The 17,672-nt window shown below is 42.7% G+C and carries 8 protein-coding genes and 2 pseudogenes; 5 read left to right on the forward strand and 5 right to left on the reverse strand.

Annotated features, from left to right (window positions below; all coding sequences use genetic code 11):
- Positions 1 to 240 precede the first annotated feature (240 nt).
- Positions 241 to 1,158 carry a DMT family transporter gene (locus JCM10512_RS08955; RefSeq protein WP_044162327.1) on the forward strand — a complete coding sequence of 306 codons (918 nt, stop codon included), beginning with the start codon at positions 241 to 243 and terminating at the stop codon, positions 1,156 to 1,158.
- 192 nt (positions 1,159 to 1,350) lie between these two features.
- On the opposite strand, the gene meaB is transcribed toward JCM10512_RS08955, so the two are convergent.
- From meaB to JCM10512_RS08970, 3 genes are all read right to left on the reverse strand, one after another.
- Positions 1,351 to 2,445, reverse strand: coding sequence for a methylmalonyl Co-A mutase-associated GTPase MeaB (gene meaB, locus JCM10512_RS08960; protein WP_044162328.1), 1,095 nt, complete (start codon positions 2,443 to 2,445; stop codon positions 1,351 to 1,353).
- A gap of 5 nt (positions 2,446 to 2,450) precedes the next feature.
- Entirely contained in the window at positions 2,451 to 3,518 is a 1,068-nt protein-coding gene (locus tag JCM10512_RS08965) for a DUF1573 domain-containing protein (RefSeq protein ID WP_044162331.1), read from the reverse strand.
- A gap of 183 nt (positions 3,519 to 3,701) precedes the next feature.
- Positions 3,702 to 9,467, reverse strand: a complete 5,766-nt coding sequence (locus JCM10512_RS08970) for an alpha-2-macroglobulin family protein (protein ID WP_044162394.1) — start codon at positions 9,465 to 9,467, stop codon at positions 3,702 to 3,704.
- Between the two features lie 192 nt (positions 9,468 to 9,659).
- Between JCM10512_RS08970 and JCM10512_RS08975 the strand changes: the two genes are divergently transcribed.
- Entirely contained in the window at positions 9,660 to 10,103 is a 444-nt protein-coding gene (locus tag JCM10512_RS08975; RefSeq protein WP_044162333.1) for a hypothetical protein, read from the forward strand.
- A gap of 680 nt (positions 10,104 to 10,783) precedes the next feature.
- Here the strand turns inward: JCM10512_RS08975 and JCM10512_RS08980 are convergent.
- Positions 10,784 to 12,241 (reverse strand): aminoacyl-histidine dipeptidase, encoded by a 1,458-nt coding sequence (locus JCM10512_RS08980; protein ID WP_044162335.1) that lies wholly within the window; start codon positions 12,239 to 12,241, stop codon positions 10,784 to 10,786.
- Between the two features lie 12 nt (positions 12,242 to 12,253).
- Positions 12,254 to 13,247: pseudogene (locus tag JCM10512_RS08985) on the reverse strand (lysylphosphatidylglycerol synthase transmembrane domain-containing protein).
- Positions 13,248 to 13,317: 70 nt separating this feature from the next.
- Here JCM10512_RS08985 and rsmA point away from each other — a divergent pair.
- The 3 genes and pseudogenes from rsmA to JCM10512_RS09000 all read left to right on the forward strand — a co-directional run bounded on the left by rsmA (position 13,318) and on the right by JCM10512_RS09000 (position 17,439).
- A complete protein-coding gene (rsmA, locus tag JCM10512_RS08990; RefSeq protein WP_044162337.1) occupies positions 13,318 to 14,118 on the forward strand; it encodes a 16S rRNA (adenine(1518)-N(6)/adenine(1519)-N(6))-dimethyltransferase RsmA in 801 nt (266 codons plus the stop codon).
- A gap of 45 nt (positions 14,119 to 14,163) precedes the next feature.
- Positions 14,164 to 15,503, forward strand: a pseudogene (gene mgtE / locus JCM10512_RS08995) (magnesium transporter).
- Positions 15,504 to 15,588: 85 nt separating this feature from the next.
- Positions 15,589 to 17,439 (forward strand): DUF349 domain-containing protein, encoded by a 1,851-nt coding sequence (locus tag JCM10512_RS09000; RefSeq protein ID WP_044162340.1) that lies wholly within the window; start codon positions 15,589 to 15,591, stop codon positions 17,437 to 17,439.
- The last annotated feature ends 233 nt before the right edge of the window (positions 17,440 to 17,672 follow it).

The following is a 17,672-nucleotide window of genomic DNA, read 5'->3' on the forward strand; positions in this document are numbered from 1 at the left end:
CGGGCGTATAAGACCAAAGACAAACCCGGCATTCCCAATCCGACAGAGAACCGGCTGGCTTTCTATCAAGGCAAAGAATTTGTCCGAATAAGTTTAAAGCAAGTATCACTGGGAAAAGTGCCCTCTTTTTTTCTGAGAGTAAGCGTGTAAACTCGTCAATTTGCACAAATACCAGAATAAAAGACTACCTTTGCAACCGTTTTCAAGATTAGGTGTTATTAGTTATAGGTATTATTGAACATGGATAAAAGTAAAAATATGCATGGACATCTGTTTGCACTTCTTGCAAACGTGATGTGGGGCTTGATGGCTCCTATTGGCAAGTCGGCTCTCCAAGAGTTTTCCCCTATCTCCCTTACCACGTTTCGCATGGTGGGAGCAGCAGCAGCTTTCTGGCTTCTCTCGGCGTTCTTTAAACAGGAACATGTAAGTCACCGGGATATGCTGAAGATTTTCTTTGCTTCTCTTTTTGCCCTGGTCTTCAATCAGGGGGTGTTTATCTTCGGATTATCGATGACTTCTCCGATTGATGCGTCGATTGTAACAACCACTTTGCCAATCGTCACCATGATTGTGGCCGCTATCTACCTCAAAGAACCAATTACGAACAAAAAGGTATTGGGTATCTTTGTCGGTGCCTTGGGCGCACTTACGCTTATCCTAAGCAGCCAGATGGCTGGTGGTGGCAATGGTAACCTCATAGGCGACCTACTTTGTTTGGTAGCGCAGATCAGCTTCTCCATTTACCTGACGGTGTTCAAGGGACTCACCCAACAATATTCGGTTGTCACCATTAATAAGTGGATGTTTGTTTATGCTTCCATGTGCTATATACCGTTCTCTTATCAGGATATATCGGCCATCGTCTGGACCTCTGTTCCGACAATTGCAATTGTCGAAGTGCTCTATGTGGTATTAGGTGGTAGCTTCCTAGCTTATCTCTGCATTATGACTGCTCAGAAGTTACTTCGCCCAACGGTGGTAAGCATGTATAATTATATGCAACCGATTGTAGCAACGATTGCCGCTGTTATTATGGGTATCGGAAGCTTTGGCTGGCAAAAGGGAATTGCCATTGCTTTGGTATTCTTAGGTGTATATATCGTAACACAAAGTAAGTCGAGAGCCGACTTCGAAAAGGCAGGGAAAGAGTTATAACTGCCTTGTATCTTTCCTAAAGAAGTAGAAGAAGCAACTGTTTCATACCGAGGAAACTTTTTTCTCACCGTGATGAAACTTTTTTCTCATGCCTATGAAACAAAATTCTCATAGGCATGAAACTACTTGAAAGTAACTGCTATTCAGAATGCGACCCGCAGGCAGTTACAAGAAAACCTCGGGTGTGATTTACTATTTCTTCAAATCTTCGAAGTAGGTGTCGAGCAGACTTTTGGCAGCTACAAAGGAGGTCAGATTCCCTTGTAAAACTTGTTGTTCTCTTTCCCTGAGTAAAGCCTCAACTTGGGGATTGTTATAAAAACTGTCGCGCAGCTGTTCGTTGATACTCTCGTACATCCAAAACTTACTCTGCTCGTTACGCCGGTACTCAAAGTACCCATTGTCTTTCACAAAGTCGATGTATTCGTAAACCATGTCCCACACCTCTTTCACACCTATATTATAGAAACCTGAATAGGTCATCACCTTAGGTGCCCAACCCGAATCGGGAAGAGGGAACAGATGCAATGCATTGCGGAATTGAGTTGCGGCTAACTTAGCCCGTTCGAGATTATCACCGTCGGCTTTGTTGATTACAATTCCGTCAGCCATCTCCATGATCCCTCGCTTGATACCTTGCAACTCATCACCGGTACCGGCTAACTGGATAAGCAAAAAGAAATCGACCATGGAGTGAACAGCTATTTCGCTCTGCCCTACTCCTACGGTTTCAACAAATATTTTATTGAAGCCGGCAGCCTCGCAAAGAATAATGGTTTCACGAGTTTTACGGGCTACTCCGCCCAAAGAGCCGGCCGAGGGACTCGGACGAATAAAAGAATTGGGATGCACGGCAAGTTGCTCCATACGGGTTTTGTCTCCCAAGATACTTCCTTTGCTGCGTTCGCTGCTTGGATCGATGGCTAGTACGGCCAACTTTCCGCCTTTCTCGAGCACATGCAGTCCAAATACGTCGATCGATGTACTTTTTCCCGCACCGGGAACACCGCTGATGCCAATCCGAATGGAATCGCCGGAATAGGGCAAACATTTCTCGATAACTTCCTGAGCGATGACTTGATGGTCGGGTTTCACGCTTTCTACCAAGGTCACTGCCTGACTTAGAATGGTGATATCACCTTTCACGATGCCCTCTACAAACTCGGCTGCCGACAAGAGGCGTTTCTTCGGTTTCCGCTTCAAATAGGGATTAACGGACGAGGGTTGCTCAATACCTTTATTGACAACAAGTCCTTTGTATGCTTCGCTATTTTCGGGATGTTCCATGATAACTAACGTTTGATATTAATTTCAACTTTAGGACGCAACGGATCATTGGTAATCATCAGAATACGCAGACGGTGCTTCTTCTTACCTGTATCGCGTTTGTAGATCGTTACTTTAAGTTTGGTCATTGCGTCGGGCTGAATAACGGTTTTCTTTAAACTAACTCCTACCGACGAATTAAATACTTGCAGTTTGCTGATAACTAACGGGCTCTTGCCGGGATTAGCAATCAGAATATCATAGCTGGCCTTGCTTTTCTTTTGTAGCGGGCCGCTCAAATCAATATTGGTTTCAGACAGACGAACAACCGGAGCGTTCAGAGAATCCTGTGCAGTCATCTGCGAAAAGTCGGGAAGCAGAACTACCGAAACGGGCATTTCGTTATCTTCGCTAACTTTATCTCCTGAGAAACGTGACAGATAAACAGAAGTTTGTGTAAGTCCGTAGTCTTTCAGCAAATTAGCATCCAACGTCAGTTTCACTGTACCCTTCTTACCTTTCAGTAGTACATTTGGTTCAGCTTCCATTTTCAGATAAGGAGGCAAGTGCATCAACACCGGTTCATAGGGACGATCGGAAAGATTCACAATACTGAAAGTCAGTTCCGGTTTCTGTCCTTGATAGACATCGGGGAAAGCAAACTCTTCGCAATCAATATTGATGTCGCCAATCATATGCGGATGTGTCTGGGTATAGTCTTTAACTTCTTGAACCACTTCTCCGGTAAATTTCAAATAAACCAGGCTAGGTGTCGCATTGCTATAAATGCCTACCGACTTCTCAAAGCGTCCAAGTGCCTTGGCATCAAAAACAGCTTTAACCATGCCTTTCTCTCCCGGAGCAATGGCATTCTTTGTCCAATCGGCTACCGCACAGGCGCAAGAGGTCGTAACATTAGTCAGCACCAACGGTTTATTACCGGTATTTGTTATTGTATATTCCACCGTAACCGGTTGCTTCCATTCGATCTGTCCAAAGTTATGTGTCTCTTTATTGGAAGAGATGCGCGGTTGGGCAACAACGGCCAAAGTCAGGGTAAGTAGGAAAAATATAGATAATAAACTACGTTTCATGCGATATGTTTTTATTTTGACGCACAAATGTAGGAGTTTTAGACGAGATATGGAACGGATTGAAAGGTTTATTAAGATAAACGTACGGGCATAAAAAATATCCTCCGTAACCTTTGCACAATCAACGAGCGATTTTTACAAAGTTTACGAAGGATATTTCCTTCCTTTTCGGTAGTCGTTATTTTACTTCACCTCTACCGTTATCGAACCTGAATGAGAAGCGTATTCCGGAGCGTACGCACTTTGCATAATAGCCAAGCCGGAGGTATATGTACCGCTACGGCTCACCCGATAGCTATACTCCAATACATACAATCCCTTACCCAAACGGTCGAAGAAGAAGTTGGTAGAAGCGTCTTTTACATCGACATAATAGCCTGTGCCTGCTCCCCAACGATAGCCGGATAGATTATCGATCGGTTCGAAACAAGCGGCACGCTGATCTTTCAACTGCACAAAGTCCATCGGACGATCCAGTCGGATGCTAAGTCGGCTTACAACCTTATCACCTACCTGAAGAGGTGTCTTATTTGTCAGCAGTTGGAGTTGCGCCACATTATTAACAAGGCGTTCCACATACATTTGCTTTTGTACGTTTAACTCTGCTCCTTGTTGCTCTACATCAGCAAGCGGAGATTCGTATTGGGCATAAACTGCTCCCCAGGCAATACCCGGATCTCTTTTCTCTACTTTTATTTCACGAGCATTCACAACCTGTTTTTCCGTAAAGCTACGTTTGACATAACCCAAGCCCGGAACCGTGGTTTTGGCAGGACTAAGAGTTTCCAACACTTCATTGCCGACTGTAACACGCACATCTCCCTTAGTTTCGAGCAGGTTGGTTCCTTGCATCAGCAAAGCATAAACTGCATCGGCCGTAGCCACCGGAGAGGTCCATTGCTGGGTGCGCTTTTGTGCCAGCAACCAGAGCTTCATTTCTTCTACTGCATCTTCATTACCGCCAACCAAAGACAAGGCTTCCATAACGTGGACATGCGCAGGCAGCTTCAATCCGCCCCAAGTATAGGGGTTCTCATTGAAGGCGAAGAACATGCCCTGTTCGTCGGTCTTCGTTAAGTGTTCTTTCAAGGAAGCGACAAAGTCTTGTGCGTCTTTCTTGCGACCAGCCTTATCCAATATAACGACAGCAATCGATTTGGTATCGACCGAAGCTCCCGAAAGCATCTTAGGCACCTGAGACAGGTAGTAAGCGTAAGCTGCTTTATTTGCTTCAGGAACCTCCTCGCCGGATATAGCAATCAGATACAAATACTGCAAAGCGTTCGTGGAAAGACCTGAAGGTTTCTCTCCTCTCTGCTGATATTTCAAGATATCGGTATACTCCTTCAAAGCGGATTGATGCAGATACGTGAATGCTTTCTGCTGCAGAGCCAGCATCGCATCAGCGGGCTTGCTACCTGTCAGCATAGCCAGACGGGCATTCACATTCACGATGTAAGCCGTCACATACTGACTACCATTCATTCCTTTATACCACGACCAGGCTCCGTCGGCATTCTGTAGCTCACTCAGCTTGGTCAATGCGGAGATGTTATTGTTTTGAATTGTATTCAGATCAAACAGGGTGGCAATGCGTTCTTGCTGCTGTTGTTCGGTCTGCGCTTCCATCACCCAAGGTGATTCGGACAGCAGGATATTCTTCACTTCCTGATTCTTCTGCAAGTTACTCAAGAAAGTATCTTTCGTTCCTCCTTGAAGCTTCCAACTGTCGAAGACGGATTTAATACGCGGCTGGCTGTTCATAATATGTGAAGCCAATGTATTGGCATAATAAGCGGTAGCCCACGAAATAGCGTCATCATTTACCGGCAGGTTGAGGGAAGGCAAAGACTGTACGGCATACCAAGCCGGATTGCCGGTTACCTCAACGGTAAGTTTGCGATCGGTTGCCGTCTTATTATGACGATTGAACAGGTTTTCGAGTGAGAACACACGGGCACCTTCGCCACGCAAAGGCATGGCAAGTGTCTCGGTCAATTGCTCTTTATTGCTCAATACCGGAAGCAGCTGTTGCTCTCCATCGCTAAACGTACCACTATCAGCAATCAGGCGGCAACCCATCACTTCGTACTTATCTGTTGCCGTGAAACGGAAGTTCACCCCAAGAGTCTGTCCGGTAGTAAGAGAGAATTTCTGTTTCTGGGTACTGATTACCTTTTCGGTAATGGGATCGAACAAGACCATTGTTACTGTTCCTGCCTGTGGCTTACCCGTCATATTGGCAATCGAAGCCGAGATGGAAGTAACATCCCCTACGCGGACAAAGCGAGGCAAATTGGGAGTCAGCATAAACTCTTTGCTGGCAACTGCTTCTCCATCCAACGTACCCATCAACATTCCTTTTGTATGGGCATATCCACGGAAGTTCCAGCGTGTCAGGCTTTCGGGAAGCGTGAAAGAGAAGGAAACCTCACCCTGTTCGTTCGTGCGAAGCTGAGGGTAGAAGAAAGCGGTCTCGGCAAAGTTTGTACGAAGATCAGCGGTGGGAGCGGATAACTTTTCCTCACTGCCTTCTTCGTATAATCGCGAATTTGATTTGTCTGCTGAAGTGGATGCTACGACTCCCATTAATTTTCCTTTGAGTTGTTTGCTTTCTGCAAGATCGACACCTCCTCCACTTTTAGCATCAGCAATTGAGATGACCTCTTGCGCAACCGCCGCATTTCCTCTAATCATTAGACCACCGGTAGAACGGCCTACCATATTAAATATAGGTGCAGACTGATTAGTCACAAAAGAATCATAAACCAAAGGAGACAGTTTCAAATTAGCACGATCCCACCAGTAATAGAACGATTGTATATCTTTAAAAGGAATCATCCAATTTACAAAAACTTCCGTACGAGCATAAATGAGTTTAAAGTCCTGTTGTTGCTTCCATATTTTATCTAATGAAGCATCATACATGGTTGCTAGCATTTCGGCATCGGCAGGTTGTCCTTGCGGTGTCTTTATCGTTAACTTCCATTCTTCTGTCTGTCCGGGACGTAACTTATCACGGAAAACCTCCCACTTCAAAGTAAGCTTTTTATCGGGCAATCGTTTGGTCAATCGCACTTGTTCCTGATAAACTTCTCCATTTCTCACCATACAGAATTGGATCAGCACACCATCTCCGTAGCTTTCTTTATAAGGATAGTCAAAACGTACAATTGTATCAGATAAGTTGAGAGCTTTGCTTTCCAACAATCGGTCTCCACTAAATACATCCATCATCCAATACGTGTCTTTCTCGGATGTACCGAAGTAGAACACAGCCGGATGAGTTGCGTCAAACGCTACATTCTCTTGATAGAGCCATGTCGGAGTTGTCACTGGTGGACGTCGATCACTCGTGGAGAAAAGAACTGTTTTCGCATAATCCGTCACTTCCCTGCCCAAACTGTCTTTGACCACTGCTTTCAGCACATAAGACCCGGAAGCAAGGTGTTTCCAATCTACCTTTAGTTCCTGATTGGCAACGAACGTTCCTGTAACCACCGGTACATCTTCCAGCGGAGTCATCGAATCTTCTTTGGCGCGGAACAAACGGTACGTACCTTCTGCTTCCACTGATCGACCATTCAGGTTTTGTACATTCAACCGGAGGCTAACTGAATCATCTTTGAGAGCTCGCTCTTCCAAATTAGCCTGCATTATGAGCGAATGGTTTCCGGCTGAAACGACCTGAACAGAAGTTTGTGTTTCACCTGATACATTCGTAACAACAGCTTCTATCTGATATCGATAGAAAACACCGTTGATATCATCGGTTACTTTATCTTCTTCCAAGCGAACCGGAATCGCGAATTCTCCATTATCGTTCGTAGAGACCTCACCGGAAGCAATCTGTGTCTCCCTGTCAAGCGTCCAGAAGAAGTAAGAAGAACGTTTTACGGTATATTTCACCGGAAGGTTCTGCAGCAACACGCCACTATAAGCCGCAGCCTTTCCTTTGACGGTTATTTCATCACCTAATTGATAGCCGGCCGTCTGCTCCTCGAAAGTTATATTGAATGTCGGCCGCTTATACTCCTCTACGCGGATGTTTATCCGATTTCCCGCTACTTCCAACGAGAACATTCCATTCAGGCACGCGGCAGGCAAAGCAAAATCAGACGTAAATGAACCGAATTCATTGGTACGTACCTTTTTCTGGGCTACTTCCTGATTATTGGCATCAGTCAGTTTTACCGTATATTCTTTATTTGAGATCACTTGAGCCGTATCCGAAGACTGGGTGTGGGCAATCCCCTTTATATACACGGTTTGTCCGGGACGATATAAAGAGCGATCGGTCAATAAAGTAATGTGTTCAGCATTCGCATCAGGTGTATAACGTCCATAGTTACTTCCGTAAATGTACTGTTTTGTCATGGCGGAATCGTTATCCTTAGCGGCTATTAAGTATCGATATGCTGGTTTCCAAAGAAACGCAACCTTCCCGGCCTCATTCGTCGTAAATTCATCCACGACCTTTTCTTTATTATCATAAAGCGTAACTTTCGCGTACGGAATCGGATGTCCGGTTTCCCTGTCGAGTGCAACTACTTGATATTGTTCTTGCGGCATGCGACAAGTCAGTACCTTGAAGCGCGTGATATTGAAGGCACAGGTTGTGTTATTTTTTGTGTAGGTATCGGGCACAATGCGCATCGCGTATGAGCCAAGTTCCGGTGCCTTCCAAGTAAATACGGTATCCTGCGCACGATAATCTTCCGGACGCAGAACTGTATAATGCTGTTCTTTAAGCAAATATGGTTTCATTTTACTTTCCGGCATCTCAGTGATACCTTTCACGGACCGATAAAGACGGACGGTAAAGCCATTCAGATTCTTGTGCGAAACGGTTAACTTCAAGTCTTCACCGGGAAAAGCGGACGATGACGTATTCACTGTCAGATGCGGTGATAGAATATCTTCCCGCAAATTCTTCAAAGCATTGATGCGATCATATTTCGGATACAGGCGAATCGCTTCATCGCAAAGCTGCAAAGCAGTTTTCGGCTGTTCATTCTCTATGGCATGATTCGCTAAAGCGAGGTAGACTTCCGCACATATTGCTTCAGAATTGTATTTCTCCTTCAACTCGTTCAATGCGACTTCATAGTCAGTAGGCTTAACTGCAGCCCTCGGCCCAATCTGTCGCAAATAGGATTCATTCAAATTTCCGACTCCCGTATGCTTCCACGCAAGATAGTCGAGTGCAGCCAATAGATACCCTTCTTTAGAATCAGAAGCCTTATAGGTTGAGAGCATACGGTTATAAAGTTCTATTATATCCTGCTTTATAATGGATGGGGATTCGGATACGTAACGATCGGAAAAATTGATTTGCTTCAATGCATCCAAACTGCGAGAAACCAGTAGATGATACATATCATGATGATAGAATCGACTTGTCTCTCCCAACTCAACAAAAGGAATATATGTACGCGAAGAGGTAGCAAGCAACAACACGGAATCCTTTAGTGCCGCCTGAATGTGCGAACGCACCGTGTCAGTAAACATATTCAATGTCCATTCACGCATATCGGCCGAAGGAGCTTCACCAACTATTGAAGTCTGCCTGCGAAGCTGCCATTGATTGTCGTTAGCATACTGGGCGTACTTTTCTGCCAGTAAAGAATGTAAGATAGCCCGATCCATAGGTATGTTTGTTTGCGAAGCCCACTTTTCGAGTCGCTCTATGCCCACATACAGACTATCCGGAGTCAGTGCACCACGACACTCCATTTGCAGCATATATGCTTTTAGCATTTGCCCGGAGTTCTTCTCCCGTTCTCCTTTCTGATAAATCGCGTCTGACAATTTGAGAACAGTTTGCGGCAAACTTTTCTGCTGTGCCTGTTCTACTTGCTTCCATAATTTATCATAAGTTTGCGCTTGTACAAAGGAACTGATTATCAATCCCAATAATACCCAAAAATAAACTTTTTTGATCTTCATAAAGCCCATTTATTTATATTCTTCACTATTTTTTCGCTAATCAATAACAAAGAAAAGAAAAAAAGTTTGTAACTTTGCCGTCTGTAAAGAAAAAAGTTTTTAGAATAAGACACCAAGAGTAACTAAAAACAATTATTAGCATCGCATTAACAGTTCGCATATATAAGGATTACTAAAACAACCTAGACTCATATGATTTTATATGATAGTTTGTTGGCTAAAGCCATCTTAAACAAAAAGAAAGAAAATGTCATGATTTTCGGCATTAATTTTACAAAAAAGAAGTATCTCGAGCCATGTAAAGAGATGGAAATGATGATTTACAGAAAGATCTACTTTGAATGTATCTTACTAGCATTAGTACCGGCCCTAATACCCTCAGTCTTAATTTCCTGGTGGTTTATGTTATTAGTTCCAATGATGTACTATATCCTTTACAGCATCGAATGGGTCATACTTCTATTCTCGTCCAAAGCTAAAACTAGCCGTAGAGACCATCTGGGTAATTATCTTTCCGCATTCGATCTTGAAGCAAAGGTAAATAACTACGATCTTCTATATCTAAGGAAACGGAAGTCCTGGGCTTGGATGAAACTATATGGAAAAGTGGACACACAATACCTCGAAAGAGAATAAAAAGGAAAAAACGTCCTAATTAATTAAAAATAAAAGATTGATTGAGACGCCTTAAAACTCGGTTATTACTTCCCTACGAAAATAACAAAGTCCATTCTTAGCATGCTTGTCGGCATGCTACGTTATCTTTGTACATCTATCCCATGAGTCATTGATTGGTATCTAACAAATATAGAAAAGCGATCCAAGGACCGGCTTTTCTATATTTGTTAGTGTACGTCATTTCATTTTTCAATCCGATACCCCAATGTCAGCATTTCGTTACGCCCTACTTCACTGAGGATTTTTCCGACTAGTTTGGTTATTTTCTTTGCCATAATCATTTTACTTTAAATTCTCTGAAAACTACTTTAAAACAATCTTTCTCAATCAACGGGGAAGCACGTTAAGCGTAGCATATCCCCAAATAGTTACATCAGTTTCACCGATGTGTCTAAATAAACCTTTTAACTTTTTCATTTTGTTATCCTCCTAAAATCTATATATAAAACGCAAGAAGAGTGCCTTTGTTGCATATATCTCCCTAGAATATATGTTTTATAGCATATTTATTGATGCAGATCAACTAAGTAGTCTATTTTGGCGGGCAAAGAGATTATGTATATGTCAAAAAGGCACTAAGGAGATCTCCTTAGTGCCTTTCGTTTATGATGTAGAACTATGCAAATAGTTCGCTGATTTTACTTCCGGGGAGCTTGCTCCAAAGTAGCTACCAAAAAGTCATAGAACTTTGGTACAGTCGGTATATACGCTCTTTCATCCGGTGAGTGAGGTGATCTCAAAGTAGGGCCAAAGGAGATCATATCCAAACCGGGAATAATTGCACCGATAATTCCGCATTCTAATCCGGCGTGAATAACTTTCACTGCAGGCTCTACCCCAAACTGTTGTTTATAGGAAGCTTTCATTGCGTGCAATATCGGTGATTCAACATTAGGTTGCCATCCGGAGTAACCACCGGTCATTTCTACTTTCATACCAGCCATAGAGAAACAAGACTCTAGACTAGTCGTTAAGTATTCCTTCATACTATCGCTTGAGCTACGAGCCAGAATTTTAAAGTCGGCCTTACCGCTACCAATAACAATTATCGCCAAGTTAGAAGAGGTCTCTACAGTATCAGGCACAGTTGGTATCATACGGGTTACGCCATTCTGACAAGCAAAAATAGCATCAATCAGATTGTCTTGAATTTCTTGTGGGACTTTACCGAGCGGTAATTCCACTCTTTCCGCTTGAAAGCTAATTGGAGTTTCAACAGCAGCCAATTCTTCATTGAAAAGATCTTCGCAATATTTCACCAAGCCAAGGATTTCTTCTTCATTTTCAGCCGGAATGGTTATCACCGCATTGGCTTCTCGTGGAATAGCATTGCGCATATTTCCACCTTCCCAACTAGCTAAATGTGCTTCATAGGTAGCAACCGCCTCACGTACAAAGCGAACTAACAGCTTGTTGGCATTGCCACGTCCTTCATTAATTTCCAATCCGGAATGGCCTCCACGCAATCCTTTCAAAGTAACTTTGAGAGCAATATCGCCTTCTTCAGGAGCTACTTCCTTATATTCTAATGTAGCGGTGACATCCATACCACCGGCACAACCAATATACAATTCTCCTTCATCTTCCGAATCAAGATTCAGCATTATTTCGCCATTCAGTGTACCGGGTTTCAATCCAAATGCACCGTACATTCCAGTTTCCTCATCTTTCGTGATCAAGGCCTCCAAAGGACCGTGCTTCAAATCCTTTGATTCCAATACAGCCATAATGGCAGCTACGCCTAGTCCATTGTCAGCTCCTAACGTAGTACCTTTCGCTTTCACCCAATCGCCATCTATATAGGTCTGAATAGGATCTTTTTCAAAGTCGTGTACCGTGTCGTTATTCTTCTGCGGAACCATATCCATATGAGCCTGCAAAATAATGCCTTTCAGATTCTCCATTCCCGGAGTAGCCGGCTTACGTATAATCACGTTGCCAACTTCATCGACAAAAGTTTCTAACCCCAACTCTTTTCCAAAATTGAGTAAGAAGTTTGTCACTTTCTCCATATGACCAGATGGACGGGGAATTTGCGTTAATGAATAAAAATGCTTCCAAACGTTTTGTGGAGCTAAAGAAAGAATACTACTCATAACATTTTCTATTTAATAATTAGTTTTGTTCTTATTGGTAAACGAGAGAGCTACTAAAGCATATACACCCAACAAAACTACCAAAAAAGTTTGAATTCCATGCACAATTAAAGCAAATATTCCGGCTTCGGTCACATTTACTCCATAAAGCATCATCATTGAAATGACTGCAAAGTGCCAGGGGCCTGCTCCGTTAGGCGTAGGTACAATAACAGCAAATGTTCCACCAACGAACATCACCAACGCAGCCAGCATACTCAGATGACTCGTGAATTCAAAACAATAGAAGGTAAAATAGAAATGAAAGAAATAACAGCCCCAAATAGCGAGCGTGTAAAATATGAATAGCGGTATGTTACGTACATTTTTGAGAGACATTACACCTTCACATATATTGAGTACAAAACCTTTCACTCTTTCATAAAAGAACAACGTTTTTCTCAGGTAATAAAGGAGCACCAACACGCCTATCAAACAGAACAATACGATATAGAACCATACAGAAGTAAGTAAATGAACCAGCGAAGGAATCTTAGTTCCGGTCTGTTCCAGAAAAGTAATGAAAACAGGCATCTGCAACAAAAAGGTGATTCCGGTAATGAATAGAATAGTTAAAGTATCGACCAAGCGTTCGGTAACAACAGTACCCAACGATTTGGAGAATGACACATTATCATATTTGGCAAGTACTCCGCAACGGCTAATTTCGCCCAATCGAGGAATTACAAGACTAGCTGCATAAGATACAAAAATTGCATTTACACAATCATTCCGCTTCGGGAAAACGCCCAAAGGCTCCAAAGTCTGCCGCCAGCGCCAGCCGCGAAAGAGTTGGGCTAGAATACCAAATAGAAGTGAAAACAGCATCCACCACCAATTCATGCCACGTAGTAGTACATCTCCTGCCTTTGAAAAGTCAAAAGTCCCGATAAACCCAGAACAAAATAAAGCCGCCCAAGACAATTGGTAAAACAAGTTTCAGCGCCTTTTTTATTAGTTTCTTCATCCTTAATCCTTCATTCTTCATTTAAAAGAATTACCTTTGTCAACTGCAAAAGTAATTATTTAGTTGGTAAATGAAATTAGTAAAGCCTAAAAAGTTTCTCGGACAACACTTTCTGAAAGATCTGAAAGTAGCAGAGAACATCGCTGATACAGTCGATACCTTTCCCGAATTGCCTGTTTTGGAAGTCGGGCCGGGTATGGGAGTACTCACCCAGTTTCTTGTAAAAAAGGACAGACAGATTAAAGTGGTCGAGGTAGATTACGAATCCGTGGCTTATCTTCGTGAAACATTTCCGCAACTGGAAGATCACATCATCGAAGATGATTTTCTGAAAATGAAACTACAACGTTTATTCGACGGAAAACCTTTTGTGCTTACCGGCAATTACCCATACAACATTTCCAGTCAGATCTTTTTCAAGATGCTGGATAATAAAGACATTATACCTTGCTGCACCGGAATGATTCAAAAAGAAGTAGCCGAGCGCATAGCAGCAGGTCCAGGCAGTAAGACTTACGGAATTCTAAGTATACTGATTCAAGCATGGTATAAAGTTGAATACCTATTTACGGTTAGTGAACAGGTATTTAACCCTCCTCCCAAAGTAAAAAGCGCAGTTATTCGCATGACGCGCAACGAAACTCAGCAATTAGGCTGTGACGAGAAACTATTCAAGCAGGTGGTGAAAACAACATTCAACCAACGCCGAAAAACATTACGTAATTCCATCAAACCGATATTAGGTAAAGATTGCCCGTTGACGGCAGATGTTTTATTCAACAAACGTCCCGAGCAACTATCGGTGCAGGAGTTTATCGACCTGACCAACAGAGTCGAAGCGGCACTCAAAGCAATGAATCAGCCAGCTTAAACGCCTGATCCGACTGCAAGTAGTAATACGTAAAACCGAACTGACATGGATGAGGAATACATTGGCAATGTGAAACGCCTTATAGAACAAAAAGAAGCCGATAAGGTTAAAAATCTTCTCGTCGACCTCCATCCGGCCGACATTGCCGAATTATGCAATGACCTAAGTACGGAAGAAGCGCGGTTTGTCTATCGGTTGCTCGACAATGAGACGGCAGCGGATGTACTCATGGAGATGGACGAGGATGTCCGTAAAGAGTTTCTAGAGATACTTCCTTCCGAAACGATCGCTAAGCGCTTCGTTGACTACATGGACACGGATGATGCCGTAGACTTAATGCGTGAGTTGGACGAAGACAAGCAGGAAGAGGTGCTTTCGCATATAGAAGACATAGAACAGGCTGGTGATATTGTCGATTTATTGAAATATGATGAAAACACCGCCGGTGGTTTGATGGGTACAGAGATGGTACTTGTCAACGAAAACTGGAGTATGCCGGAGTGTTTGAAAGAGATGCGCCTGCAAGCGGAAGTTCTGGATGAGGTCTATTACGTATACGTTATTGACGACGACGAACGCCTGCGAGGTGTTTTTCCACTCAAAAAGATGATTACCTCGCCTTCGGTATCGAAGGTAAAGCATGTGATGCAGAAAGAACCTATTTCGGTGCATGTCGACACTTCTATTGAAGAGGTAGTACAGATCATCGAAAAATATGACTTGGTAGCTTTGCCCGTTATTGATAGCATTGGCCGGCTAGTCGGACAGATCACTGTCGACGACGTTATGGATGAAGTGCGTGAACAAGCCGAACGTGACTATCAATTGGCTTCAGGTCTTTCGCAAGACGTAGAAACCGATGATAAAGTCTTTCGTCAAACCACGGCACGGTTGCTTGGCTAATTATCGGCATGCTGGGAGGTATCGGTAACTCTATGATTCTGGGAAATTTTGATACTACGTTTGCCGCACATCCGGAGATGGCACTCTACATTCCGTTAATCGGAGGTACGGGAGGAAACGTGGGTACGCAATCGTCCGCCATAATTGTACAAGGACTTGCCAACAGTTCGCTAGATACCAAGAACACATTCAAACAAGTTAGCAAAGAAGCAGTAGTGGCCTTGATTAATGCCACTATTATCTCGATATTGGTATACACCTACAACTTTATTCGGTTTGGTGCAACTGCCACAGTGACGTATTCCGTGTCGATCAGCCTATTTGCGGTCGTCATGTTTGCTTCAATCTTCGGGACATTGGTACCGATGACACTCGAAAGACTTAAAATAGATCCTGCTATTGCTACCGGACCGTTTATTGCCATCACAAATGACATAATCGGAATGATGTTATATATGGGAATTACTGTTTTATTGTCGTGAAAGTAAGATAAATAAAAAAAAATAGGCAAAATAGTATGAAGTAATTGTTTTATTTCATTAATTTGTGACCCAAAACTAATATACAATGATGGACGCTCATGACACTACTCTACCTCTGAATCAAGGGAAGTTAGAAGAAGAAAAGAAAACATCCGAAGTTTCCGAAGTTATTATCGAGACTCCGGTTGAGAATGTTGATGCCGTAAAGGAACCGGAAGAAACTACGAAACAGATGGACAAAGAGGAAATCTTGAACCGGTTGAAAGAACTCGCGCAAAACACAGAAAACACGAATAAGCAAGAAATTGACAACCTGAAACAAGCATTCTATAAGTTACATAATGCAGAACTCGAAGCTGCTAAAAAACTGTTTCTCGACAACGGAGGCGTTGAAGAGGACTTCCTCCCGGAAGAAGATCCCGCTGAAATCAATTTCAAACGTTTAATGTCGGGCATTAAAGAAAAGAGAAGTGTTTTTGCTGCCGAATTAGAACGCCAAAAAGAAGATAACCTACAGGTAAAGCTCTCCATCATTGAAGAGTTAAAAGAACTTGTAGAATCGGGAGATGACGCAAACAAATCCTATACTGAATTCAAAAAGCTACAGCAGCAGTGGAACGAAACCAAACTGGTTCCGCAAGGTAAAGTGAACGAGATTTGGAAAAACTACCAACTGTATGTCGAGAAGTTCTATGACCTGCTAAAGCTAAACAATGAATTCAGAGAATATGACTTTAAGAAAAACCTAGAGATAAAAACGCACCTTTGTGAGGCAGCAGAGAAGCTGACCAACGAAGAAGATGTTGTTTCCGCCTTCCACCAACTACAGAAGCTCCATCAAGAGTTCCGCGATACCGGTCCCGTAGCAAAAGACTTGCGGGATGAGGTGTGGAATCGTTTCAAAACAGCTTCTACGGCAGTGAATCGCCGTCATCAACAACATTTCGAAGAACTCAAAGAAGTTGAGCAACATAATCTTGACCAAAAAACAGTTATCTGCGAAATTGTTGAAGCTATAGAGTACGATGAACTCAAGACATTCACTTCTTGGGAGAATAAAACTCAAGAAGTTATCGCCTTGCAAAACAAATGGAAAACGATAGGTTTTGCTCCTCAAAGAATGAATGTTAAGATATTCGACCGCTTCCGTCAGGCTTGCGATGAATTCTTTAAAAAGAAGGGAGAATTCTTCAAGACCTTGAAAGAGGGCATGAATGAAAACCTGGAAAAGAAAAAAGCTCTCTGCGAAACAGCAGAAGCACTCAAAGATAGTACCGACTGGAAAGTTACGTCAGATGCCTTGACCGCTCTCCAAAAAGAGTGGAAAACAATAGGTCCTGTGGCGAAAAAGCATTCTGATGCCATATGGAAACGCTTCATCAGTGCTTGTGACCATTTCTTTGAACAAAAGAAAAAGTCCAACTCCTCACAACGCTCTGTTGAGCTAGAGAATATGGAGAAGAAGAAGGCCGTAATCGAAAAGTTATCTTCTATCGATGAGAAGATGGACACCGATGAGGCAACTACCTTAGTGCGTGAGTTAATGAAAGAATGGAACTCTATCGGACACGTTCCTTTCAAAGAAAAAGATAAGTTGTACAAACTGTATCATGCACAGATCGATCTATTATTCGGCCGTTTTAATATAAGCACTTCGCACAAGAAGCTAAGCAATTTCCGCTCTAATATCAGTAACATCCAAGAAAGCGGCCCACAACCTTTATATAGAGAGCGCGAAAAGCTTATGCGCACTTATGACAATATGAAGAGCGAATTGCAGACTTATGAAAACAACTTAGGCTTTTTGACCTCCACTTCTAAAAAGGGTAGCAGTCTACTCACTGAATTGAACCGTAAGGTAGAAAAGCTGAAAGCTGACCTGGAATTGGTTATGCAAAAGATAAAAGTAATCGATGAATCTTTGAGAGAGGAATAAATGAATCTTTGATTTCTACCAAACAACTCATATAGAAAAGGAGCGGGCTTTGATAGTCCGCTCCTTTTCTATAAATAAATATCCCAGATTAAAAATCATGCCTTGGCAGCCTGCTATACAATAGAGAAGCAACGGATCACTTGCAAAAGTATGGGAATACAGGCATTTTCTACAATGACACATCACTTTATGTCACAGTCACTTTTTCGCATATCATTCAGTATATCAACATA

The organism is Bacteroides reticulotermitis JCM 10512, from assembly GCF_000517545.1.
In the GTDB taxonomy this organism is placed as follows: Bacteria; Bacteroidota; Bacteroidia; order Bacteroidales; family Bacteroidaceae; genus Bacteroides; species Bacteroides reticulotermitis.